Below are 23,492 nucleotides of genomic sequence, written 5' to 3'. Positions count from 1 at the left end.
GACTCTAGCTTAACGTGCCAATTCCGCGACTCGTTTTACGGCCGCCTCAACGGCGAATTCGGGCTCACCACCTTGGCCTTTAACGGCGGCGTCCAGTTCGGAAACGAGGATGACGGCGGTGGTGATGGCATCAGCTGTCCAGCGCCTAGCCACCGGCTGGGTCATTTTCACCACATACGGGGCAAGCCCGGTTTGGCTGGCAAGGGTGTACTGGTCCCCGCGGGCAGAATACAGGCGCGCGACGGCGCCAACCTTATTGGCCAAGGCCGCGGCGATGGCCACGGGGCTAGCACCGAGCTGGAGGGCGCGCCTGCAGGTGGAGACGGCGGCTTCGACGCGGCCGGCGACGGCGGCATCGGCAATGTCCCAGTTGGCGACCTCGGCCACGCCGACGTAGTAATTGCGCACCGCTTCCTGCGTGACGTTGCCGCCCGTATCGGCCACGAGCTGGGAGATAGCGGAAGCAAGCTCGCGGAGGTCGGAACCGACGCCGTCGAGTACAGCGTGCACGACATCCGGGGTGGGGCGCACGCCGTGGGAGGCGAACTCGCGGGTGGCCCACTGGCCCAGCTCATTGGGGTAAAGCGAAAAGACCTCGTGCACCTCCGCAATCTTGCGCAGCTTCGCCACCAGCTCGGGCGCCTTCTTCTTTTTCTTCAGCGTCTTCGCGGCCACGGAATAGACCACCACCATGGTCATGCCCAGCGCGGGATTGGCGCAGGCGCGCAGGATGATATCGACTACTTCTTTCCCGGCGCGTTCGCAATCCGTGATGACGATGACGCGGTTATCGCCAAACAGCGACGGGCTGGTGGCCTCTAAGATTTCGCCCTCGGATACCTCGGAGGCCTTGAGCGTCATCAATTCAGGGCGGGTGGCCTCGCCTTCGGCCGCGGCCTTGTGGATGGTGTGGCGGGCGCGTTCGGTGAGGAATTCATCGTCGCCGAGAATGAGGTGTACAGGAGGCATGCCCATCATTTTAGCGCTAGGCGGCAAGCACACCCAGACAAGCGATAACCCCCGCCAAGGTCAGCCATGGCCGGTGATAGAGCAGCCCGGCGATGACCCATCCGTATCCCAGGAGCGTAAAGAGCGGGTGGGCGGTGATGGTGACCACGGGCAGGCTGGCCACGCCGTGGGCGATGGTATTGATCCACCACGACGCGGGTTCGATGAGTTTCAATAGCCCCGCGGCGACGATGCTCAAGGGGCCTAGCTGCGCGGCGATGGCCGCAAGCAGCCCCACCACTGTAATGGGTGCGGTGGCGGGCGCTACTAAGACATTGGCGAGAACCGAGACAACGGATACCTCGCCGGACATTAGCGCGATAAGCGGCAGGGTGAGGACATCGGCGGCAATCGCCACCGCGATAGCGCGCAGGAAGATGGCGGGCCAGCCGGTGACCGCGAGCTGGGAATAGATGAGCGGGCTCAGCATGACGATGCCGAAAGTCGCCGCGCACGATAGCGCGAAGCCAAAGTGCACCGCGAGGTCCGAATCCACAAAAAGGAGGGTGAGGATGCCGAGGCTGAGCGCGTGGATGGGTTCCATGGTGGAAGAGTGCAGCACCGCTAGCAGACCTACTACCCCGGCGACGGCCGCGCGCTGTACCGATGGTTCAAGGCCCACCAAGACGACATAGGTGGCTAGCGCGGCCAAGGACACCGCCACCCTAGTGCGCGGTCCGGCCGCACACGCGGCGCAGACGATGGCGGCAAAGGAACAGACGATGGCCACATTGGCACCAGACACTGCGCTAAGGTGCGATAGCCCAGTATCGATGTAGAGATCGCGCTCGGCGGGGCTTTGCAGGGAGGTATCGCCAAGCACCATGCCTGGGATAAGCCCCTGGCTGCTCGGGCCTACCGCCTCTAGTACGACCACGCGGAAGTTATCGGCCACCCGTGCGGCCCAGCCGGCCAGGCCCGAAGGGGGCGCGTCGATACGCAGGTGGGAGGCGTTGGCTATCACGGTTCCCACTCCGGGTTGGTCGGACTCGAAAAGCTGTACCGCGGCCGTGACCTGCGTTCCGGCTGGGGCGCTGAGCGGTTCGGGGCTAAAGACCGGAAGCTGCGCGGGATAGCCCGGGACATCGAGCCGGATGAGCCAGCCACCAGTGCTCGTTTGGGTCGGCGCGGTGACCACGCGGCCGGTGATCTCGCGGCCGAAGTCGAAGGCGGCCGCACGCGCCTGCCGCACCGCGGCAACGAAGGCGGCGGCGCTGGCGAGCACGCTGCAAAAAATGGCTTGGCCCCAGTGCCGGGCGAGCAGGCATATCGCTACGACGCTGCCGATGCACATAACGGCCCATCCTTGCCCGAAAACCAGGACCGCTATGACCGCCGCCCACGCGGTCAAGGCGCCAGGCAGCAGGCGGAGTTCTTTCATCGCGGCGTGGCCCCTTAAGCCTACAGCTGCACGTTGTCTTTGAGCTTGGCAAACTTGGCCGGGCCAATCCCGCTGACCTCGAGGAGTTCTTCGACGTCCTGAAATCCCCCGCGCTCCTCGCGGAAGGAGACGATGGCTTCCGCGGTCACCTCCCCTACCCCGCTGAGATCCGTGAGTTCGGCGGCCGTGGCGGAATTCAGGCTGACCTTATCGCCGCCGGCGGGTGCTGCGCTGGGGGCATCGGCAAGCGGGGCACCTTGGGGCAGGACGTGGAGCTGCTGGCCATCGGCAAGCCGCTGCGCTTGGTTGAGCGTCATGGTCTCCGCCTCCGGCAAGGGTGTGGCCGCGGCGAGGGCATCGGCGACGCGGGCACCGGGCTCGAGGGTCTTCAGGCCAGGCGCTGCAACCTCGCCGACGACGGATACGACGATCTCGCTGGGCTCGGCGGTAGTGCTTTCCATCGCCGCGGGTTCGGGCATGCCGGACTCATCCGAGTTGCGGGAGCTAAGGCCCAGCCAGATAATGACGCCCACCACCACGAGGATGGCTACCGCGCAGGCCTGCCAGCGGCTGATGCGCACGCGCGGGCGCGGGTAATCGACGTGGAGGAGTTCTTCCTCGCCGGTGGGTTGGGTAAATTCGCGGAGTCGTTCGCTGATTTTGGGTGCCGCCATGGCTCACAGGCTAGAAAGCGGCGCTGGGCGCTGCGAGGCTATGGAGGAAGGCGCTGTGGATAAGTCGTTGATGGGGCCAACTAGGCGGACTGTGCGGGGTGGTTATCCACAATCGGGGGCGCACAGGCCGTCCTGCTTCGCCCGTGCGTGCGAGAGTCTAGGAGCTAAATACGGCAGATACCCCAATGGCGGAGGGGCCGGCGTGCACGGCGAGCACCTCGGTTAGGGGCGTGGTGATAAAGGACGTGCCTTCTGGCAGGGCATCGCGCAAGAGGCCCTGCAGCTTGTCTGCCGCTTCGCCGGCCTGGTTGTGCTGAATGGCGATGAAGGCGGGCTCTCCGGCGGCGCGGGCGGCGATGATCTCTACCACCTTGGTAAAGGCCTTGGTCTGCGTGCGGGTTTTTCCCACCAGCTCCAGCTTGCCGTCCACGATGGACATAATCGGCTTGGTGGCTAAAAGCGCGGTGGACAACATGGCGGTAGCGGCAGACATGCGGCCCGAGCGGCGCATATCCTCCGTGGAATGCAGGTACACCCAAGTAGCCGCGCGCTCGATGCTATCTAGCGCCGCCGCGTGGCATACTTCCAGCGCTTCGCCCTGTGCCGCCTTGGTGGCAGCCGCCATCGCCGCCGCGCCCATGACCATGCCGGCCGAGCCGGAGTCGATAACGCGCACCGTATCAGGGAAAACCCCAGCCGCGGCCACCGCCGCCGACCAGGTGGACGAAAGCTCCTTGGACAAGTGGATGGCGATAACGCCATCATCCTGCGCCTTTTCCATCTCCCGGCCGTAGGCCGCGGCCAATTCGAGTGAAGACAGGCCCGAGGTGGTGCGCAGTTTTCCGCCCTTGTCCTCGCTATCCATCACATGCAGGTCAATGACGGTGATATCGAGTTCTTCAGCGATCTCTGGGGGCAGGCTGGCCGAGGAGTCAGTAATGACGCGAACGGTCACTAGGTATCTGCCCCTCCATCACCGGTGACCTCGCCACCCATATTCCAGCCGTCGAAGTACCACTGCGCGCTCGCCACCGTCTCCGGCGTGAATTCCAGGGAGGTCACGGGGGTTTCTGGATTGAAATCCGGGCGGGCGGTCAGCTGCGACCAGTGGGTGTTTTTCAGACCGGATAAAATGCCGTACTGACCGTGATCCAAGCCCAACAGGTGGCAGGTGAGCGCGGAGATTGCGCCACCGTGGGCGACGATGAGCACGGCGCCGTCATCCCAGCCGGAAAATTCCTGCATGAGCTCGTCGATGACCGGACGCGCGCGCCGCGCCACGTCCACGCGGGACTCGCCTTTTGGCGGGGCCCAGGTGGGATCGTGGCGCCAGATGGCGCGGGCGCCGGGAAATTCGGCATCCACTTCGGCAGAGCTCTTGCCCTGCCACTGCCCCAGGTTGGTCTCGCGCAAGCGAGGGTCCGTAGAAAAGTCCAAGCCGAGCGATTCTGCCACCACCCGCGCGGTTTCCCGCGCGCGCTGCAAATCGGAGGCGACGATTTTTACCACGCCCTGATCCCGGAGCAGGCGCGCGGCGGCGCGGGCCTGTTCATAGCCGACATCGGAAAGCTCAGTATCCAAGTGGCCCTGCATGCGCCCGGAGGCATTGTAGGTGGTTTGTCCGTGGCGGATCAGAATCAGGCGGCGGCTCATGATGGGGTTAAAGCTCCTCGTCCTCGCCAGGGGCCTTTTGCGCCAATGGCAGCTCATCAATGGAATCCACGGTGCGCGGATTAACGCCATTGGTCCAATCGCCGGGGCGTTCGGGCGGCTCAATGCCCTCGATCTCCACCAAGGGGCAATCGTGGTAGAGGCGGTCGAGCCCGTAGTGCTCGCGCTGGTCCGTGCGCTGCACGTGGATGACGATATTGCCATAATCCAGAAGCACCCAGCGGTTTTCGCGGTTGCCCTCGCGGCGCTGCGGCTCGAAGCCCTGGGCCGTCATCTGGTCCTCCACCTCATCCACGATGGAGCCGACCTGGCGCTCATTATCGGCAGAAGCCAGCACAAAGACCTCGGTGATGGCGAGGACATCGGAGACATCGATTGCTGCGATATTGCTTGCTAGCTTGTCCTGTGCGGCGTGCGCCGCGGTTGCCGCCATGCGGCGGGCGAGATCAGAAATAGACAATGTATAAAAATTCCCTTTTCGCGTCTGGTGAGGAAGTCTCTTTTAGCTGTCTATTCTTGCACGTTCGGTGCGATTGTGCCCAAACTTGAACTATAAAGGTTTATCCGGCTGCGCCGAGTACAGGTTATTTTTGGTGATGTATTGCACCACCCCATCCGGAACTAGGTACCACACCGGCCGGTTTTGGGCGGCGCGCTCGCGGCAGTCTGTGGAAGAAATAGCCATGGCAGGGATATCGATGAGGTTGATATCTTCCCGCGAGCCGGCCGGCAGCATGTCCGTGCTCAGCTCGTAGCCCGGGCGCGTGACGCCCACGAAGTGTGCCATGTCCAGCATCTCTTCCCAGTTATGCCAGCTCATGATGGATTGCAGGGAATCCGCACCGGTAATGAAGTAGAACTCGGCACCCGGAAAAAGCTCGCGCAGATCGCGCAGGGTATCGATGGTATAGGTAGGGCCCTTGCGGTCGATGTCCACGCGGGAGACGGTAAAGCGGGGGTTGGAGGCCGTGGCAACCATCGTCATCAAATACCGATGCTCCGCGGCGGTGACCTCGCGGGAGGCCTTCTGCCACGGCTGACCGGTGGGCACAAAGACTACGGTATCGAGGGCAAAGCGGTGCGCCGCCTCGCTGGCGGCGACCAGGTGGCCATTGTGGATTGGATCAAAGGTGCCGCCCATGATCCCAATGCGCTGGGAATTGGTCATGGCTGGAGAGTATAGCCGCTACCCTGCTGGGGAGTTAAGCCAGCCAGCCACGGTATCGGCCACGCGGGCATTGTCCTGTTCCACTGCCGCATCGCCCTCGCTATCGCGGAAATACGAAGCGTGGTGGGCGGCCTTAGTGGCCAAGGCGTCTTTGGCATTGCGCAGGTTGAGGTCGCAGACAAAGTCGCCGGCGAGGCAGTAATCGATGCGGCGATCGGCCGGCAGTGCGGCGCTGTGGGGCACGAGCTTCCGCGGAATCGGCCCGGCCATGCCGCCTGGACGCCGCAGGGGATTGCCCAGGTAGATCGCCCCGGCAAGTTTGTCATGGGACGCGAGGTAGCGCTCCGCGCTGGTGGCGATAATGGCTCCTTGCGAATACCCAGCGGTGATATAGCGCGGGCTGCAGCCCGTTTCCTCTTCGTACCTCTCCACCACTCCTGGCGCGTTGTTCATGCCGCTGCGCAGGCTCTGCACAAAGCCGACGGTGACCTGAAAGACCAGCTCGTGCAAGGGGTGTTCCAGCAACACCCCACCGAGGCGACGCATCAGCTGCAGCGGGCGCAGGTTTTCGCACTCTTGGGCCAGCGGTGGCAGGTTCATCGAGGCGGGATAAGCATCCGCATCCAGCGCCAGCACGTAGTCATTATCCATGGTGCCGGGGTGGCGTTGTTCTACCAAGTGTAAGAGCGCGGCAAGGTTAGGGCCTTCATAACCATTGGATTCCGCGCCCTGTTCCGAATAGCGCTGCGGGCCAAAGTACTCCCCGTGTTCCTCGTTTTGGTCCGAGCCGCGCGCGGCAAGGAAGACGTAGTCGGGGCAGGTCTCGGTCTGCGGATGGGTCTCCCCCGCTGCCGCGACAGGTATAAGCACAGGCATGCCAAGCGCCGCCGTGGCGGCAATAGCTACACAACCAGCGGCGGCGCGAGAGCGAGGAAAAAGACGCACGTTCTTATGGGCGTACGTGACCGGTGCCCTGCAGAACCCACTTGGAAGAGGTCAGCTCAGGCAGGGCCATTGGGCCACGGGCGTGCAGCTTCTGGGTGGAAATACCGATTTCTGCACCCATGCCGTAGACCTCACCATCGGTAAAGGCAGTGGAGGCGTTCAGCATGACGGCCGCAGCATCGACCTCGTTGCCGAACTTAACCAAGACGTCCGCATCCTGGGCCGCGATACCCTCGGTGTGGCCGGTGGTAAATTCCGCGATGTGCGCGATGGCAGCGTCAACGCCGTCAACCACCTTGGCACAGATGTCCATGGACAGCGACTCTTCGCGCCAGTCCTCCTCGGTAGCCTGGACGACGTCCGTGGCACCGAAGCCCTCGAGCTCGTCTACGTCACCGTGGACGGTGACGTCTGCGTCTTGGAGGGCGCGGACGATGCGCAGCTTGGTGGCATCATCAAGCGCGGCATCGATAAGCACGCACTCCGTAGAGTTGCAGACCGAGGTGCGGCGGGTCTTGCCGTTGATGACCATGTCGATGGCCTTGTCCATGTCTGCCGAGGCATCGATGTAGAAGTGGCAATTGCCGGTACCGGTCTCGATGGCCGGGACGGTAGCGCCGGTAACCACGGCCTCGATGAGCTTGGCGCCGCCGCGAGGGATGACTAGGTCCACTAGGCCACGGGCGGTAATCAAGTCCTGGACGGAATCGTGGGTCTCGCACGGCAGGAGCTGGACTACCTCGCGCGGCAGATCGAACTCTGCGAGGGTGTCCTGCAGGAGCTCTACTAGCTTGGTATTGGAGTTGCGCGCGGACTTAGAACCGCGCAGCAGCGGCACGTTGCCGGATTTCAAAGCGAGGCCGAAGGCATCCACGGTGACATTCGGGCGGGCCTCGTAGACCATGCCCATCACACCGAGCGGGACGCGCACCTGCTTCATCTGGATGCCGTTATCCATGGTGCGGCCCTGCAGGATCTCGCCTACCGGGTCTTGCAGGCCAGCGACTTGGCGCAGGCCATCGGCAATGCCCTCGACGCGGGCAGCGTCCAAGGTCAGGCGGTCAATCAGGGAATCGGACATGCCGCGTTCGCGGCCTGCCTCAATGTCCTGCTGGTTGGCAGCAAGGATGTCATCGGTGTGGGCAATAAGATTTTCGGCTGCGCGCTGCAAGATTTCATTCTTGCGCGGCGTGGACAGCTGCGCCACTACGGGCGCAACGTCCTTAGCAGCACGGGCTTTGGACAGAACTTCTTCGCGTTCAGTGTTGCTCATGTCATACCACAGTAACGTACCTGCCCGAGTTTTTCAGCTGCCCGCCTTTTATCTCACGCTTTGCCTCAATTGGGCAGGCCGCGCAGAGAAAACCACTTCCCTACCCTAGACCGAAAGTGCAGTGAACCTCACAATACCAAATCTTATTGTTCAATACCTTGAAACTTTTAATTGGGTGTGCTTATTCTTTGTTTGATAAGTTTCAGCCTGAAAAAGGAGCACTCATGAAAAAGAACGTGGCCAAGCTGGGCCTGATGTTGACCCTGAGCGGGCTCGCCCTCGCCGCCTGCAGCACGAATGACGGCGGCAGCGGTTCCAACGCGGGCTCCGGTTCGGGCGACGATCAGACCATCAAGGCCGTCGCCACCACCACGCAGATTTGCGATTACCTCACCCAGATTGCCCAGGGTGGCATGACGCTTCACAAGGTGGATTCCAGCGGCAAGGAGACCACCGAGGGAGGGGGTGATACCACCCTCGATCTCACCTGCCTGCTGGCACCGAATGCCAGCGCGCACGAGCATGAGATGACCCCGCAGCAGATGAGTGCCATGGCGGATGCGGACTTCCTCTTTAAAAACGGCGTTGACCTCGAGCACTTCCTCGATAACGCCGTGGAGTCCTCCGGCTTCGACGGCGAGACCATCGTCACTGCAGGCGATGACGATTCCAACCACAAGGTAGACCTTCGCCCGTGGCCCTTCCCCGGCGAGGACGGCGAGGAACCAGAATTCACCCACGACCCGCACGTGTGGACCTCCCCCAAGAACGCCAAAATCCAGGTACAAAACATCGTGGATGCCTTGGCCGATAAGGAACCATCCGTGAAGGAAGTCGGTGAAAAATACACCAAGCAGCTCGACGAGCTGGATAAATGGGTCACCGAGTCCTTAGAGACCGTCCCTGAGCAGGACCGCGTGCTCTTTTCATCGCACGATGCCTTCGGCTACTTCTCCAACGACTATGACGTGGAGTTCATCGGATCCGCGCTCACGGACTTCAATAACCAACAGGATGCTACTTCCTCGCACATCGAGGATGCCGCCAAGGAGGTCCGCGATTCCGGTGCCAAGGCCATCTTCGCGGAAAACTCCAATAACTCTAAGTCCATCGAAGCCATCGCCCGCGCCGCAGGTGTCAAGGCCATTACGGATGAAGACGCCTTGTACGGCGATTCCTTGGGCGTGCCGAATAGCGACGGCGCCACCTACATCGGCTCCATCATCCACAACGTCACTACCCTGGTAAAAGCCTGGGACGGTGAAGCGGCCGATCTGCCAGACAGCCTGGATAACGCATAATGAGTGCACCGCTTCTAAAGCTTTCCCATGCCTCCTGTGGCTATGGCACCACCACCATCGTGGACAATGTCTCCTTAACCATCCACGAAGGTGAGGCCATCGCGCTGCTGGGGGCTAATGGTGCCGGTAAGTCCACGCTCTTAAAGGCCATCGCCGGCCTTGCCACGCTGCGCGGCGAGCATCAGCGCACGGCCACGCTGGGCTATGTCCCCCAGCACCACACCTGCGATCCCACTTTCCCCGTCACCGCCGGCCGGGTCGTGGAAATGGGCCTGCTCAATAAGGCCTCGTGGTGGGAGCGCATGGGCAGCATGCGCCGCCTGCGCCCGCAGATTACCCAGGCGCTCGAGCTCGTCGGCATGGCGGACAAGGCGAAGACCCGCTGGGATAAGCTCTCGGGCGGGCAGCGCCAACGCATTTTTATTGCCCGCGCGCTGGCCGCGCACCCGGACCTGGTACTCATGGACGAGCCCTTCAATGGCCTGGATCAAGATAGCAGGCAGGTGCTTTTAGGGATCATCGCCAAGCTCAAGGAGAGCGGGGTTGCCCTGCTCATTTCCACCCACGATCCCATTTTGGCGCAGCGCGCCTGCGATGCCGGAATGCTCATCGTGGACGGCCACAGCGAGGTCCTTGATACCGAGGATGCGGTCGAGCGCTACCTGGAGGCCACGTCGGTATTACAGGGGGACATGTGACGCTTCTGCTTACTGCCCCCTATATGCAGCGCGCCGCCCTGTTCTTGTTGTGCGTGGCCTTGACCGGCGCGGTAGTCAGCGTGATGGTCAACCTGCGCCGCATGGAATTTAGCGTCGAGGCGCTGGTCCACTCGGTATTCCCGGGCATCGTCATCGGCTTGGCCGTGGCGGGTTTTCCCGGCATCTTGCCCGGTGCCGCCGTCGCCGCGGGCGTCGCCGTGCTCATCTTGACGCGCCTGAATTCCGGCAGCGATGGCCACGATCATGAATCCGGCACCGCGGTGGTGCTGACCTTGATGTATGGCATCGGCGTGGTCATCAGCCTCGCCGTGGGGGATCGCTCCGGCCAGCTAGAGGCCCTCATGTTTGGCCGCCTGCTCGATCTCACCACCGACCGCATGGTCCCCTCGATCATCCTGTGCGTAGCGGCGGCCCTGCTCATCCTGGCCACGTGGCGATCGCAAATAGCCGTGGCTTTTGACCGCGAATCCGCGCGCGCCACCGGCATCCGCGTGGGGCTAGTCGATGTCATCGCCAACGTAGCGGTGGGCCTTATCGTCGTCGCCGCGAGCTCCGCCATTGGCGTGTTGCTCGTCTTGGGTTTCGTCGTGGTACCAGGCCTGGTCGGGCGCGTCTTAGCCAGTACCCCGGTGCAGATGCTCCTGTGGGCGCTGGTCGGCGCGGTGCTAGCCGTATGCGTAGGCCTGTGGCTCATGCTTTCGGTAACCTCCCACCAGATTTCCCCGCAGGCCATCGTCGCGCTGTCGCTTTCCCTGACCGTTCCGCTCGCACTTTTAGGCAGGCGCATATGGGTGTCTTAACTTTGCCATTCCTCGAAGCCATCGCGGTCGGCTGCCTCTCCGGGCTGGTGGGCACGCTCATGGTGCTGGGCAACCGCGTCTTTTTTGCGGAAAGCCTCTCTCACGGCACTTTTCCCGGCGCGGTCCTCGGCGTCGTCGTGGCCAATGCGCTGGGCGCCAACTTAAGCGATGGGCTCATGCTCGGCTCCGTGGCGGTCTGCATTCCGCTGGCGATTTTCATGCATTACCTGGGTAAGGTGCATGGCGTATCCTCTACCGCTGCGGCGGGCACCACGCTCACCCTGGGCTTTGCGCTGGGCATTTTGCTACTGCGCTGGTTTCAGCCGCTGCCGCTGCACGTCGATAGCTTCCTGGTGGGCTCGCTAACCACGGTCAACCACCGCGATGTCGCCGTCGCGGCTGGCCTTGTCATTATCTGTTTGCTGGCGGTATTGGCCTGCCGGCGCCGCCTCTTCCAGGCCTATTTCGACCCCAGCACGTCCCCGCATAGCGGGCTTTACGATGCCCTGACGCTCGGCCTTATCTGCTTGACGATGGCCGCCGTCATCCCCGCCGTCGGCACCATCTTGTCCATTGCCCTACTCGTGGCCCCGGCCGCGGGCCTGCGCCCGTGGGTATCGCGCCCAGAGGCGCTGCTTATCGGGGCGGGCATCATTGGTATCACCATCGCGGTCGCCGGGCTTTTTATCGCCGCGCACTTAAGCCTTTCGGCCGGCGGCACCATCGCCATTGTGGCCGGCGTCTTTTACCTCGCCAGCATTGCGACCTATAAGGCGATTTCCTAACGTGCGGCGCGGCATGGCGCCGCGCGTTAATTAGACGAGGACAGGCGGACTGTGATCTCGCGGGCGGCCACCTCCGCCAGCGACATCTCGCCGCTTTCAGTCTGCACCGTCAACAGGCCGGCCACGCTATCGCTTACGCGCAGCTCATTGCCCAGCTCCACCCCAAAGCGGTCGAGGTAGCGCAATAGGCCAGGATCCTCATCGCAGACGCGCTCCACGGTCACGGGCGCATCGAGCGGGGCGCTGGCGAGCGTGAGCGTGCCAAGATCCTCGATCCCGCCGCCAATATCGGGAATGGGATCGCCGTGCGGATCGCGGTCGGGGGATCCCAGCAGCGCATCGATGCGGCCAATAAAGCGATCGGAGCAGGCGTGCTCGAGGCGATCAGCGTCCTCGTGCACCTCGTCCCAGGAATAGTCCAGGGTCTCTACCAAGAAGGTTTCTAAAAGCCGGTGGCGGCGCACCATCTGCATCGCCAGCTCGCGGCCCGCAGGGCTCAATGAGACGCCCTGATAGCGCTCATGCTCCACCAGCCCTTGAGCGGCGAGCTTTTTAATCGCCTCTGAGGCAGTAGGCACCTTTTGATCCAGGCGCCCCGCCACATCCTTCAGCCCCACTGGGGCGCCGCCGGAATGCTCCGATAAGTCCCACAGAACTTTGAGGTAGTCCTGGCTGCGGGTAGGGAGTTCTTCTAGGTGCATGTCCACCATCTTAATAATCGTGCTTGTGTTGCCCTTGGATAAGTGTTAAATTAGCAGTAGTTCAACACATTGAACTTTTAATTTCACTTGCCACGGACAGTGGGCGGTACGTCCTTTCTTCGGTACACACACGACGCACCCAGGCTTCGCTGTCCGTGGCTCTTAAGCTTTCTAGTATCCCGCCTCCGGATCTACCTGGGTGGGCATGGGCTCACCCTTATCCCACGCGGCGGCATTGGCATTGAAAATATCGCCCATGTGGTACTGCGCCACATGCTTTGTTGCCCCGATGTGCGGGGTCATGGTGCAATTGGGCAGGGAGAGCAGCGGGTGGTCATCGGGAAGCGGCTCTGGGTCCACAACCTCCAAACCGGCGCCGGCAATCTCGCCCTCGCGCAAGGCATCCACCAAATCATCCGTGACCACGGTGCTGCCACGCCCGACGTTAATAAACAGCGCAGACGGCTTCATGGCGCGGAACTTCGCGGCATCAATAAGCCCCTCCGTTTCCGCCGTGGCGGGCAGGATGCAGAAAATGACATCGGCCTCGCCCCACACGTGCGCGGCGTCATCCATGGCCACCACCTCGTCGGCGCACTCCACCGGGCGGCCGGAGCGATTCACGGCGGTGATGTGGACCCCAAAGGGCTTGAGCAAGGCAATGAGCTGCTTGCCGATGCCCCCAGCGCCCAAAATCGCCACCTTCTTCGGCCCCTGCTGGTCGTAGATCCACTCCTGCGCTTCATCCAGCTCCTTGGCCACCGACCAGGTGCCGGCCTGTGTAAAGGCCTTGTGCTGGTGGGCCTGGGAGAGCAGGAGACCCAAGGCGCATTCGGCCACCGGCTTGGCAAAGGCGCCGGCGGAATTGCACCACGGCAATCCCTCAGGGGTAATCAATCCGGCATCGATGAGTTGGTTGACGCCGGTAAAACAATGCTGCACCCAGCCGATATTGGCCGGCATCTCTGGGATGCGGCGCGGGCTGGGTGTGGTATTGACATAGACCTCTGCGTCTTCGAGGTTTTCTACGCGTTCGTGGCCGGCAGCGCTTAAGTCATCGACCATCGGCTGCCAGGTTTCTGGTCCCATAAAATACTTCATGGGAACCAGCGTACGGCACGCGGCTAGATGCGCGAGGCGAAGTTGGAAAGGTAATCCGCGTGCACGACCGAGCGGCGCTTATCTTCTGGCAGCTCGCTCATCTGCATGCCCTTGATCGCGTTCAATTCCTCGGAATCGAAGCGGACCTCACCGCGGCCGATAACCTCGCCCTTCGGGCCCAAGATATCGATGATCTCGCCCTTGTTGAATTCACCGCGGACATCGGTAATACCCACGGCAAGCAAGGAGGTACCGCCCTTGGTCACGGCTTCCTTCGCACCCTCATCCAGGCGCACGGCTCCGCCGGTATCGGCGCAGTAGAGTGCCCAGAACTTCCAGGCCGAAAGCTGGCGTTCCTCGCGGGTGTGGAAGACGGTGCCGACGGAGGCATCGGAAAGCGCGGGCCCAATATTATCGGTAGAGGTGAGCAGCACTGGAATGCCGCCGCGGGTGGCCAGGCGGGCGGCGGAGACCTTCGTGGCCATGCCGCCGGTGCCGACCTTGCCGCCATCGCCGGCAACAACGCCCTTGAGGTCCTTACCGGTGCGCACCTCGTCGATGAACTTCGCATCCGGCTCGGCCGGATTCTTGTCATAGAGGCCATCAACGTCAGAGAACAGGAAGAGCGCGTCTGCGCCCACCAAGTTGGCGACCAAGGCCGACAGGCGGTCGTTATCGCCGAAGTGCATCTCAGAGGTAGCAACGGCGTCGTTTTCGTTCACGATGGGAATGGTGCGCAGCTGGCGCAGACGATCAATGGTGCGCTGCGCGTTGCGGGCGCGGTCGCGGTGTCCGGCATCGGAGGCCGTAAGCAGCACCTGACCGATGGTGCGCTGATAACGCGCAAAGGAACGGCCCCACTCATAGGCGAGGTGTACCTGGCCCACAGACGCCGAAGCCTGCTTCGTAGCCAGGTCGGTGGGGCGCTGGTGCAGGCCGAGCGGGCCCATACCGGCAGCAACCGCACCGGAGGAAACGATGATGACATCGGAGCGTCCCATGCGTGCGTGGACAGCATCAACGATGTGATCGATCTTTTCCTGCGCCACGCGGAAATTCTCATCCGTCAGCGACGAGGAACCAATCTTTACAACGACGCGCTTGGCCTCAGCGATAGAGTTGCGCAATTCGGATTCAAACCCGGAGGCTATCGGGTTTTCATCAAGGGCTTCGGGGAACGGAGTATCAGCGGTAGGGCCATCAAACGGCTCTACGGGGAGCGGAAGAATGGGCTCTTTCTGTTGATCAGAAGACATAACTCAATAGTGTACAAAGCTTATGCCTCCCGCCCCCTTCATTGGGGCACATTTCCCCCATGTGCGCAGCATAATGCGTCTGAACTGGGGGCAATCGTCCGGTGGAATTGCCCCCACTTCCCTTCGCCAGAAGTTAACAACTAACCCTGCCACCGGTCACGGTTAGCGCCTTCGCGGGTGATCTCTTCCTCATCTCCGTAGTCGAGCTCATCGACCAAGCCACGCCGGGCTTGGGAGGCACGCTTGCGCTCCGCTGCCGACACGCGGTTGGTGCCCTTCAGGCGGGCATCCTCGCCGCGGCTGGCCATAGTTGGATCGCCGCCGGTCATCGGCTCCCATTCGAATGTAATGCCGCCGATGGTCACGGGACAGCCTTCCACCGCGCCCTGCTTGTGCAGCTCGTCTTCCACGCCGGCCTTGGCCAGGCGGTCCGCCAAGTAACCCACGGCCTCATCGTTTTCAAAGTCGGTCTGGGTAATCCAGCGCTCGATCTTTTCGCCTTCCACAATGAATCCGCCCTGCACTTCTGGGTCCGGTCGCACGCTAAAGTCTGCGAAGCTGCCGGTGTTTTTCTTATGCGCTTGGGCCTTGGGGTGAAAAACGGTATGGGAAGGATCCCGCTTCGGCTTAGGCTGTGCCTTGTGATGCTCGGTGACCATTTCCATGAGCTTGAATTTCAGCGGGTCCAAGCCCTTGCGTGCTGCCGCAGAAATGATGAACACCGGCCAGCCAAACTTTTCCTTCAGGTCATCCTTGACGAACTCCGCAAGCTCTTCCGCCTCCGGCACATCGGCCTTATTCAAAATAATGACGCGCGGGCGCTCGCGCAGGTCACCCAAACCGGTATCGCTTTCTAGCGCCTCCTGGTACTTAGCCAGCTCATTTTCCAGCGCCTCAATATCGGATTCCGGATCGCGGCCAGGCTCGATGGATGCGGTATCAACGACGTGGGCCAGCACGGCCGTGCGCTCGATGTGGCGCAGGAAGTCTAGGCCTAGGCCCTTGCCATCGGCGGCGCCAGGGATAAGGCCAGGGACATCGGCAATGGTAAAGGAGCTATCGCCCATATCCACCACACCCAAGTTGGGCTGCAGGGTGGTAAACGGGTAGTCACCAATCTTCGGCTTGGCTGCAGAGAGCACAGAGATCAACGAGGACTTACCCGCCGAAGGAAAGCCCACAAGCCCCACATCCGCCATGGATTTCAGCTCGAGCACCAAATCATGAGCTTGGCCCGGCTCGCCCTGCAGCGCAAAGCCCGGTGCCTTCCGGTTCTTAGACGCAAGCGCCGCGTTGCCCAGGCCACCGAAACCGCCCTCGGCCGCAACAAAACGCGTGCCCGGCACGGTGAGATCAGCCAAGGTCTCACCTTTTTCCGTGCGCACAACCGTACCCGCGGGAACCTCCAGAATCAGGTCCTCACCGCGCGCGCCATTGCGCATATCGCCGGCGCCGTTGCCACCGCGCTCGGCCTTAATATGCGGGCGGTAGTGGAAGTCCATCAAGGTATGGATCTGCTCCGAGACTTCCAAGATGATGTCGCCACCGTGGCCACCATTGCCGCCATCTGGTCCACCCAATGGCTTGAATTTCTCGCGGTGGACAGACACACAGCCATGCCCACCGTCGCCAGCCTGCAAGTGCAAGACGACGCGGTCAATAAATCGTGCCATGATGTGCCACACCCTTCTTATTTAAATCTATTGTCTTAGCCAGTGTAATGCGTAGCCAAGCTCGGACTCCAACCCATGCCCTGCCAGCACAGTGGGAGGTAAAACGAGAAAATCCTCGAGCCGCCCTCACCCGTAGTGAAAGCTGCCCGAGGATTGACCGCTGCGGTCGTGCTTAAGCAGTAGCTTCTGCAGCAACCTCTTCAGCCGGGATGATGTTGACCATCCGGCGGCCGCGCTTGATGCCGAACTTCACGGAGCCAGCAGCAAGTGCGAACAAGGTGTCGTCGCCGCCGCGACCAACGTTCTCACCTGGGTGGAACTTGGTGCCGCGCTGACGCACGATGATCTCGCCGGCGTTAACCTGCTGACCACCGAAGCGCTTGACGCCGAGGCGCTTGGACTCGGAATCGCGACCGTTGCTGGAGCTGGAAGCACCCTTCTTGTGTGCCATGTCGTTTCCCTCCTTCGGGGATGATTTGCAGCCCGGTTAAGGCTTACTTGATACCGGTGATCTTCAAGGTGGTCTGAGGCTGGCGGTGACCCAAACGCCTCTTGTAACCAGTCTTGTTCTTGTACTTCAGGATATCAATCTTTGGACCTTTACCCTGTTCAACGATTTCCGCAGCGACGGAAACCTTCTCCAAGTCGGAAGCCTTGGACTTCACAGCGGCGCCATCGACGAGCAGAACCGGGGTGAGAGCCACGGCAGAGCCTGGCTCACCCTCGATCTTCTCGACCTTGACGAGGTCACCTTCAGCAACCTTGTACTGCTTGCCGCCGGTCTTGACGATCGCGTACATAGAGGGTTACCCCTTATCTAAACTCGCTCGGACACGGCATCCAGGCCGTCATCCGAATGGACACTTACATATTGCGTTCAGACCCCGCGCGAACATATCCGCAATCACCGGGCGGCAATTGTGGGCTGATCCAGCGCCGAGTGTTCTAAACAGCGACTGTCAAAGACTACCCCGCCGCGGGTACAAAATACAAACCACGCACTTCGCACCCGCGTGGCGATGCCCTAGGAAGTAGCCCGCCGTGTTACGCGGCGCCGCCGCCGACCCGCGTCCTTAGCACCAGTTTGCGGGGTCTCAGGCACTTTAGTGGGCACCTTTTCCCCAGCACGTTCCTGTCGCGCAGCTGCTGCCGGCGCCCCGGTCTTTTTCACCGCGCGCTTCTTCCCGCGGCGAATAACCTTCGTTTCGGCCTGCGGAGCACTAGCCTTCTGGGAATCCTTCTCCCCTTGAACAGGTGTAGCTGTAGGCGTACCCGCGTTGTGCGAGGTGGCCTTATCCCTTGGGTTGGTGCGTACCACGCGGCGCTTGCCGCGACGACCTCCCTGTACCGAGGAATTCTTCTTCCCGCCACTGATATTCTCGTGGCGTTGCTCCGCCGTCCGCGAGGTGTCCCCGCGCTTGTTGTTCTGCTTTACATCTTGCACGTTAGCCCGGTGCGAGGCCTGCACATTTGCCCGGCGGGAGTTCGGCTGGGTGCGAACGCTACGACGCCTACCGCGCCCGCGCGACTTGCTACGGGGATTTTGCTGCTCGCCTTCCTGCTGGGTCGCATCGTCACGCCGTGCCTCATCCGAGGACTCCGCAGATTCCGCCTGTTGCTGCTGGGCAAAATCCTCTGGGCGCGGGCGATTATCGGAACGCGAATTCCCGCGCGTGCGGCGCTTGCGGCGCGGAGAAGCCTCATACTCGGCGACTGCCTCCTCGTAAGAAGTCTTCTCCGGGGCATCGGAAGCTTCTGCCTTCTTCTCTTCAGCCTTTTCTTCAGCGGCCTGCTGGCGCTGGTTCGGCTGCTCCTGCGTGCGACGGGACGCGGGCGAGGTCCGCGTTGCCCGGCGCGGCTTCTTGCCCCGCTGGGTGCGCTTTTTCTCCTTCGCCGGTGCTTCTTGGCCATCGGGTACATAGGAATTAAATTCCTGGACCTCATCGCTTTCGGCGGCGTTGTCCGCCGCGGCATAGGCGATGGCCTCGATTTCAGAGACCTCAGACTTCTTCTGCACTCGGCGGCGCTTCTTCTGCTTGTCTTCGCTGCGGCCACGGCTGCGCTCGTCACGGTGTCCGCGCGCGTCGTCGCCGCGCTTCTGTGGGGCCTTCTGCGTGGAGTCGGCGGACTCATCGTCTACGACGACATTGGCCACGAGCTCCTCCAGGGACGGTGACTGCTCATCCTCGTTGCCGTAGAGCGGGGCATCCGTCTTCCGGTACTTTTGCGGCTGGGACGTGGCATTCCTGCGGCCCTTGCGGCCCTTCTGCCCCTTCTTCTCCGCGCGCTCGTCCTCATCGTCGTGTTCGTGCATGGCCACGGCAGCTGGGTGCTGCTGGGGATCGTGCTCAGGCTTCTTGTGCGGCTTAGAGGAACCGTGCGAATGGTGGCCGGAGTGGTTGTCTTCAGCTTCATCGACCGGGTACTCGTGGATGATGATGCCGCGGCCATGGCAGTGCTCACACTCGGTAGAAAAGGTCTCTACCAGGCCGGTGCCTAAACGCTTGCGCGTCATTTGCACCAAGCCCAGGGAAGTGACCTCGGATACTTGGTGGCGCGTGCGATCGCGGCCCAAGGCCTCCTTCAGGCGGCGCAAAACCAGATCCTGGTTTTCCGGCAGGACCATGTCAATAAAGTCCACCACGATCATGCCGCCCAGATCGCGCAGGCGCATCTGGCGCACGATTTCTTCGGCCGCCTCCAGGTTATTGCGGGTCACGGTCTCTTCCAGGTTGCCGCCGGAGCCGGTGAACTTGCCGGTGTTGACGTCGATGACGGTCATGGCCTCGGTGCGGTCGATGACCAAGGTGCCGCCAGAGGGCAGCCACACCTTGCGCGAGAGCGCCTTATGCAGCTGCTCATCAATGCGGTAGGCGGCAAAGGCGTCCTGGCCACCGTGGTCCTTCGGCTTATAGCGCACCACGCGGTCTGCAAGATCCGGGGCCATGGATTCCACGTAGGCATTGACCGTATTAAAGGACCGCTTCCCATCCACGATCAGGCGGTGGAAGTCTTCATTGAAGAGATCGCGGACAACCTTGATGAGCATATTCGGCTCTTCATACAGCGTGACCGGCTTAGCACCCTTGGAGGATTTTTCCTTCTTGGCCTGGGCGGAAATATCTTCCCACCGGTTATGCAGGCGCTGCACATCGGTTGCGATGGCCTCTTCGGGAACGTTTTCGGCAGCGGTGCGAATGATGGCGCCGCCATCGCCTGGCACCACGCGGCCCAGGATGTCCTTTAAGCGCTTGCGCTCTGGTGCCGGCAGCTTGCGCGAAATTCCGGCGCTGCGCCCACCTGGAACGTAGACGAGGTAGCGGCCGGCCAAGGAGATCCGGGTGGTCAGGCGCGCGCCCTTGTGGCCAATCGGGTCCTTTGCCACCTGCACCAAAATTTGGTCGCCGGATTTCAGGGTATTTTCTACCTTCCGGGAGCGCCCATGCAATTTGGTCTTGCGCCAATCAATCTCGCCGGCGTAGAGCACGCCATTGCGGCCCTGGCCGATGTCCACGAACGCCGCCTCCATGGACGGCAAGACGTTTTGCACGCGGCCCAAGTAGATATTGCCGATGAGGGAAGCCTGGGCCTCGGTGGTAACGAAGTGCTCGACCAAGAGGTCATCTTCAAGCACGCCCACCTGCGTGACGATGCCCGCGCCGTCCTCGCGCTGCTTATCGCGCACTACCATGGTGCGTTCCACGGCCTCGCGCCGCGCCAAAAATTCCGCCTGGGACACGATGTGCTGGCGCTCGCGGCCCTTTTCGCGCAATTCTGCGCGGCGGCGCTTCTGCGCCTCGATGCGGGTGGAGCCGCGGATGGCCTTGGGCTCATCGATAAGCTCCGGCTCCTTATCCGCCGCATCCTTCTTGGAATTCTCGTTCCCGCCGCGCCCGCGGGAGGTACCGCGGCGGCCGCGGCGGCGCTTGTCAGAACCCCCGCGCGCTGCCTTATTGCCTGCCTCGGCCTCGTCGGCCTCAGCGGCCTCAGCATCTTCGGCAGGATCCGCGGCATCAGCGGCTTCAGCGATCGCCGCCATGTCCGCGGCATCGTCCTCACCAAGATCTGCGGCGTCCTGCTGCTGCGGTGGCATAAATAGCGGCGCGAAGTCATACGCGGCGGAATCGTCGTCGGTCTCCGCGCGCGGGACTATGCGCGGTGCATAGTAATCATCGTCAAAGTCCTCGCCGGCCTCTGCCAGCACCTCATGCAGCTTCGCTGGATCCACGGTCCCCGTCGTCTCGTCCGCACCAGCAGCGTCAGCGTCGGCAGGGGCATCATCTTCAGCGCGCGCGGGCGCGTTCGCCGGCTCAGGATCCGGCAGACGGTCCGGCGCCTGCTTTATATCCGGCAATGCGCTTTTAACCAGCGATGCATCGACCTTTTCTTCAATCTGGGAGATTTCATTGTCCACATTCTTGCGCACGCGGTAGCGCAGGTTCTTTTCCTCTTCCGCATTGGCTGCGGTGTTGTCAGCCGGGGTGCCAGCTTCTTCCCCGGCATCGGCCTGCGCCGGTTCTTTCTTTGCCGCGGGCGCGGACTTCTTCGTGGCCTTGCGGGTGCGGCGAGCGCGCTTGGTGGCCTTGGCCTTGCCCTCGGGCTTTGCTTCTGCTGGGCTCTCGTCCGCGGTCGCAGGTTGCTCCGCATCCGCGCCCCTAGCATGGCGAGCTAAAGCGGCGAAGAGGTCGCCGGCTTCCGCGCGGGTAATAGAGCTCTGCGCGGTCTTGTTTAGACCCATGTCCTTAAGCTGCGCCACCAGCTGGCGTGATGATAGGCCGAGCTTTTTGGCCATGGCATATACGCGGGTTTTATCTTTTAGCTCGCTCGGGTCTATCCGCTGGGCCAAAGCCGCAGCTGCCTGCAGGTTTTCAGTTGTTTCTTGAGAGTTCTGTGCCGCCATCAGTTGGGCTTACTCCTGTACTTCGATTGTATGGTGCGCCGGCTACTCGGGCGCAGGCACAGCCCATAGAGGAACTGTGCCGCTGCCGCACGAATAGCCACGATAAACGCACTGCGTTAAAGCTTGTGGGGTTATGAAATTATGCGCGCGCTGCGCGTGAGTTCCATTGTGTCACAGAATCTTGGCGGGGCGAGCAGGCTGTGGGCGATGATACGCTTGAACTTATGGCAGAACTGGCACCACGTCCCGCCCGAACATTATCGCAGTACCGGCAGCGCAATGAGATTACGCCGAAAGAGGCGTGCTTATTCGGCGTTCCGGCCGGCTTTGCCCTCGGTTTTGCACAGACGGAGGCCAGCTACATGCTGATGGGTGCCGGCGTTTTTGCGGTCTTTGCGGTCATCGGATTAGTGCCCCTCATCCGCCACTATCCCCGCTCCATTGGGGCTAGCCAGGATGTCTACCTCGAAGGCGATTACCCCACCATTGCTTATTGGGCGCCAGTAATTCCACTTGCTCTACCGCTGGCCATGGCCCCGCTATCCGCGGCTGGCTGGTTGCCGGACATTTCCCTGGCCCCACCCGTGGAAGGTATCTTAACCGGCGCGGTGTCGGCGTTCGCATTTCCACTGGGATTGTGGGCCATGTTTTCCCAGTCCTTTCGCATTGGCCGCCGCCGCATGCAGCGCATCGTGGCTGAAGATCCACTAGAAGGGGTCACAGATAGTGCCATGCAGCTTGCCGATGCCCACCTCGATATCCTCACCGCCCTCGTCACCGCCGGGGCCGTCCAGGGCAATACAACCACCACCAAGGCCTTGTCCCGACTGTTGCAGGTGGAGCTAAATACCCTGTCCGATGCGATCCAGGAACTAAAAAAGCATGGGCTAGTGAAGGTAGAAAATATTGGGCTGCGCTCCAAAGTAGAAAGCTGGCGCATCACCCTCACCCCTACTGGCGTGCGGTGCTTATATCAATTTGGCAGGCGCTAATTCGGCAGAGTCCGGTCTCCAGGAAATAACTTGGGACCAATCCAGAGCATTACGTATACCAGGCCAACCAAAACCGGAATTTCGACAAGGGGTCCGATAGTACCGGCCAATGCTTGAGCAGAGGTAGCTCCAAAGGTACCAATGGAAACCGCGATTGCTAACTCAAAATTATTTCCCGCTGCGGTAAAGGCCACTGAAGCAGATTGTGCATAGTTCATTCCGACAGCCTTAGCTACGCCCAAAGCCAAAAAGAACATCCCGACAAAGTACAGCATCAGAGGCACCGCTACCCTAACTACCGCTATCGGCTGCTCCACGAGCTGTTCTCCCTGCAGGGAGAACAGTAAGACAATTGTGTACAGCAAACCGATCATTGCCAAAGGAGACACGGCAGGAAGGTAACGGCTTTCAAACCACTCACGCCCTTTAGTCTTCTCTGCCCATACTCGGGAGATGATCCCAAGCAAAAGCGGAATACCTAAGAATACGAGCACTGAAGTAACAATGGACCAGAAAGAAAATTCGACAGAGGTGGTATCAAGGCCCAGCCACCCTGGCAGTATCTGCAAATAGAACCAACCCAAGACTCCGAACATCGCAACTTGGAAAACGGAGTTGATTGCTACTAGTACTGCCGTGGCTTCCCGGTCACCGCAGGATAGGTCTGACCATACCAAGACCATAGCGATGCAGCGGGCAAGGCCGACAATAATAAGACCCGTGCGCAACTCAGGTTGATCCGCCAAGAATAGCCAGGCCAGTACGAACATGAATGCTGGCCCCACAAGCCAATTTAAAACGATCGACACGGTCATCAGCCGTCTGTCAGTGGCAATCTCCCGAGTCTTTTCATAGCGCACTTTAGCAAGCGGTGGATACATCATCACCAGCAGCCCTAAAGCGATTGGGAGGGAAATACCTCCAATTTCCAAAGCTGAGAGCGCGTTCCCTATTCCTGGAAGGAAATGACCTATGAGCAGGCCAAGGACCATAGCTAGAATGATCCACAGGGGTAGAAAGCGATCGAGAAAAGCTAAACGCGGCTGCTGTGAGGTAGCCATACTTGTCTCCTTCATTGACCCAAGTCGCACCGTACCGTGCAGCACTGTAGCCATTCATATCGATACCTGTCAATATGAAAGGG

22 protein-coding genes are annotated in these 23,492 nt (G+C 61.4%); 5 read left to right on the top strand and 17 right to left on the bottom strand.

Annotated features, from left to right (window positions below):
• Positions 1-9: 9 nt before the first annotated feature.
• The 9 genes from holA to ABRP84_RS04540 all read right to left on the bottom strand — a co-directional run bounded on the left by holA (position 10) and on the right by ABRP84_RS04540 (position 8,120).
• Complete coding sequence (gene holA / locus ABRP84_RS04580; RefSeq protein ID WP_349852863.1) at positions 10-978, bottom strand: DNA polymerase III subunit delta; 969 nt, start codon at positions 976-978, stop codon at positions 10-12.
• Between the two features lie 7 nt (positions 979-985).
• A complete protein-coding gene (locus ABRP84_RS04575; RefSeq protein ID WP_349852862.1) occupies positions 986-2,389 on the bottom strand; it encodes a ComEC/Rec2 family competence protein in 1,404 nt (467 codons plus the stop codon).
• A 20-nt stretch (positions 2,390-2,409) separates the two neighbouring features.
• On the bottom strand, positions 2,410-3,063 hold the full coding sequence (locus tag ABRP84_RS04570; RefSeq protein WP_349852861.1) for a ComEA family DNA-binding protein: 654 nt from the start codon (positions 3,061-3,063) through the stop codon (positions 2,410-2,412).
• A gap of 157 nt (positions 3,064-3,220) precedes the next feature.
• The gene (locus tag ABRP84_RS04565) at positions 3,221-4,018 is read right to left on the bottom strand and encodes a DegV family protein (RefSeq protein ID WP_349852860.1); all 798 of its coding nucleotides are present in this window, start codon (positions 4,016-4,018) and stop codon (positions 3,221-3,223) included.
• Positions 4,018-4,716: a histidine phosphatase family protein gene (locus tag ABRP84_RS04560; protein ID WP_349852859.1), complete on the bottom strand. Its 699-nt coding sequence runs from the start codon at positions 4,714-4,716 to the stop codon at positions 4,018-4,020. Before ABRP84_RS04560 ends, ABRP84_RS04565 begins: the two co-directional genes overlap by 1 nt.
• Before the next feature lie 7 nt (positions 4,717-4,723).
• Positions 4,724-5,167, bottom strand: a complete 444-nt coding sequence (gene rsfS / locus ABRP84_RS04555; protein ID WP_005277990.1) for a ribosome silencing factor — start codon at positions 5,165-5,167, stop codon at positions 4,724-4,726.
• Positions 5,168-5,284: 117 nt separating this feature from the next.
• A complete protein-coding gene (gene nadD, locus ABRP84_RS04550; protein ID WP_005277988.1) occupies positions 5,285-5,902 on the bottom strand; it encodes a nicotinate-nucleotide adenylyltransferase in 618 nt (205 codons plus the stop codon).
• Between the two features lie 18 nt (positions 5,903-5,920).
• Positions 5,921-6,778 (bottom strand): cutinase family protein, encoded by an 858-nt coding sequence (locus tag ABRP84_RS04545; protein WP_349852858.1) that lies wholly within the window; start codon positions 6,776-6,778, stop codon positions 5,921-5,923.
• A gap of 73 nt (positions 6,779-6,851) precedes the next feature.
• Positions 6,852-8,120: a glutamate-5-semialdehyde dehydrogenase gene (locus tag ABRP84_RS04540; RefSeq protein WP_239268691.1), complete on the bottom strand. Its 1,269-nt coding sequence runs from the start codon at positions 8,118-8,120 to the stop codon at positions 6,852-6,854.
• A gap of 224 nt (positions 8,121-8,344) precedes the next feature.
• Between ABRP84_RS04540 and ABRP84_RS04535 the strand changes: the two genes are divergently transcribed.
• Genes ABRP84_RS04535 through ABRP84_RS04520 form a run of 4 tightly spaced genes read left to right on the top strand, consistent with a single transcriptional unit; the run spans position 8,345 to position 11,725 of the window.
• Positions 8,345-9,421: a metal ABC transporter substrate-binding protein gene (locus ABRP84_RS04535; RefSeq protein ID WP_349852857.1), complete on the top strand. Its 1,077-nt coding sequence runs from the start codon at positions 8,345-8,347 to the stop codon at positions 9,419-9,421.
• Entirely contained in the window at positions 9,421-10,119 is a 699-nt protein-coding gene (locus ABRP84_RS04530; protein ID WP_023023527.1) for a metal ABC transporter ATP-binding protein, read from the top strand. The genes ABRP84_RS04535 and ABRP84_RS04530 overlap by 1 nt, the downstream gene beginning before the upstream one ends.
• On the top strand, positions 10,116-10,940 hold the full coding sequence (locus tag ABRP84_RS04525; protein WP_349852856.1) for a metal ABC transporter permease: 825 nt from the start codon (positions 10,116-10,118) through the stop codon (positions 10,938-10,940). Before ABRP84_RS04530 ends, ABRP84_RS04525 begins: the two co-directional genes overlap by 4 nt.
• Positions 10,928-11,725 carry a metal ABC transporter permease gene (locus ABRP84_RS04520; protein ID WP_349852855.1) on the top strand — a complete coding sequence of 266 codons (798 nt, stop codon included), beginning with the start codon at positions 10,928-10,930 and terminating at the stop codon, positions 11,723-11,725. Before ABRP84_RS04525 ends, ABRP84_RS04520 begins: the two co-directional genes overlap by 13 nt.
• A gap of 26 nt (positions 11,726-11,751) precedes the next feature.
• On the opposite strand, the gene ABRP84_RS04515 is transcribed toward ABRP84_RS04520, so the two are convergent.
• From ABRP84_RS04515 to ABRP84_RS04485, 7 genes are all read right to left on the bottom strand, one after another.
• Positions 11,752-12,426 (bottom strand): metal-dependent transcriptional regulator, encoded by a 675-nt coding sequence (locus ABRP84_RS04515; RefSeq protein WP_349852854.1) that lies wholly within the window; start codon positions 12,424-12,426, stop codon positions 11,752-11,754.
• Positions 12,427-12,597: 171 nt separating this feature from the next.
• Entirely contained in the window at positions 12,598-13,527 is a 930-nt protein-coding gene (locus tag ABRP84_RS04510; RefSeq protein WP_349852853.1) for a D-isomer specific 2-hydroxyacid dehydrogenase family protein, read from the bottom strand.
• Between the two features lie 23 nt (positions 13,528-13,550).
• Positions 13,551-14,783 carry a glutamate 5-kinase gene (proB, locus tag ABRP84_RS04505; RefSeq protein ID WP_023023537.1) on the bottom strand — a complete coding sequence of 411 codons (1,233 nt, stop codon included), beginning with the start codon at positions 14,781-14,783 and terminating at the stop codon, positions 13,551-13,553.
• A 140-nt stretch (positions 14,784-14,923) separates the two neighbouring features.
• The gene (obgE, locus tag ABRP84_RS04500) at positions 14,924-16,456 is read right to left on the bottom strand and encodes a GTPase ObgE (protein WP_349852852.1); all 1,533 of its coding nucleotides are present in this window, start codon (positions 16,454-16,456) and stop codon (positions 14,924-14,926) included.
• A gap of 172 nt (positions 16,457-16,628) precedes the next feature.
• Positions 16,629-16,907: a 50S ribosomal protein L27 gene (gene rpmA / locus ABRP84_RS04495; protein WP_005277951.1), complete on the bottom strand. Its 279-nt coding sequence runs from the start codon at positions 16,905-16,907 to the stop codon at positions 16,629-16,631.
• A gap of 43 nt (positions 16,908-16,950) precedes the next feature.
• Positions 16,951-17,256 (bottom strand): 50S ribosomal protein L21, encoded by a 306-nt coding sequence (rplU, locus tag ABRP84_RS04490; RefSeq protein ID WP_023023542.1) that lies wholly within the window; start codon positions 17,254-17,256, stop codon positions 16,951-16,953.
• Between the two features lie 224 nt (positions 17,257-17,480).
• Positions 17,481-21,356 carry a translation initiation factor IF-2 N-terminal domain-containing protein gene (locus ABRP84_RS04485; protein WP_349852851.1) on the bottom strand — a complete coding sequence of 1,292 codons (3,876 nt, stop codon included), beginning with the start codon at positions 21,354-21,356 and terminating at the stop codon, positions 17,481-17,483.
• A gap of 224 nt (positions 21,357-21,580) precedes the next feature.
• Between ABRP84_RS04485 and ABRP84_RS04480 the strand changes: the two genes are divergently transcribed.
• Positions 21,581-22,348 (top strand): hypothetical protein, encoded by a 768-nt coding sequence (locus ABRP84_RS04480; protein WP_349852850.1) that lies wholly within the window; start codon positions 21,581-21,583, stop codon positions 22,346-22,348.
• Here the strand turns inward: ABRP84_RS04480 and arsB are convergent.
• Positions 22,345-23,409 carry an ACR3 family arsenite efflux transporter gene (arsB, locus tag ABRP84_RS04475; protein ID WP_349852849.1) on the bottom strand — a complete coding sequence of 355 codons (1,065 nt, stop codon included), beginning with the start codon at positions 23,407-23,409 and terminating at the stop codon, positions 22,345-22,347. The two genes, ABRP84_RS04480 and arsB, sit on opposite strands and share 4 nt — an antisense overlap.
• Positions 23,410-23,492 lie beyond the last annotated feature (83 nt).

This window comes from Corynebacterium sp. KPL2861, from assembly GCF_040225475.1.
In the GTDB taxonomy this organism is placed as follows: Bacteria; Actinomycetota; Actinomycetes; order Mycobacteriales; family Mycobacteriaceae; genus Corynebacterium.
The sequence above is the reverse complement of the archived record's forward strand: the minus strand, read 5'-3'. Positions and strand labels throughout refer to the sequence as shown.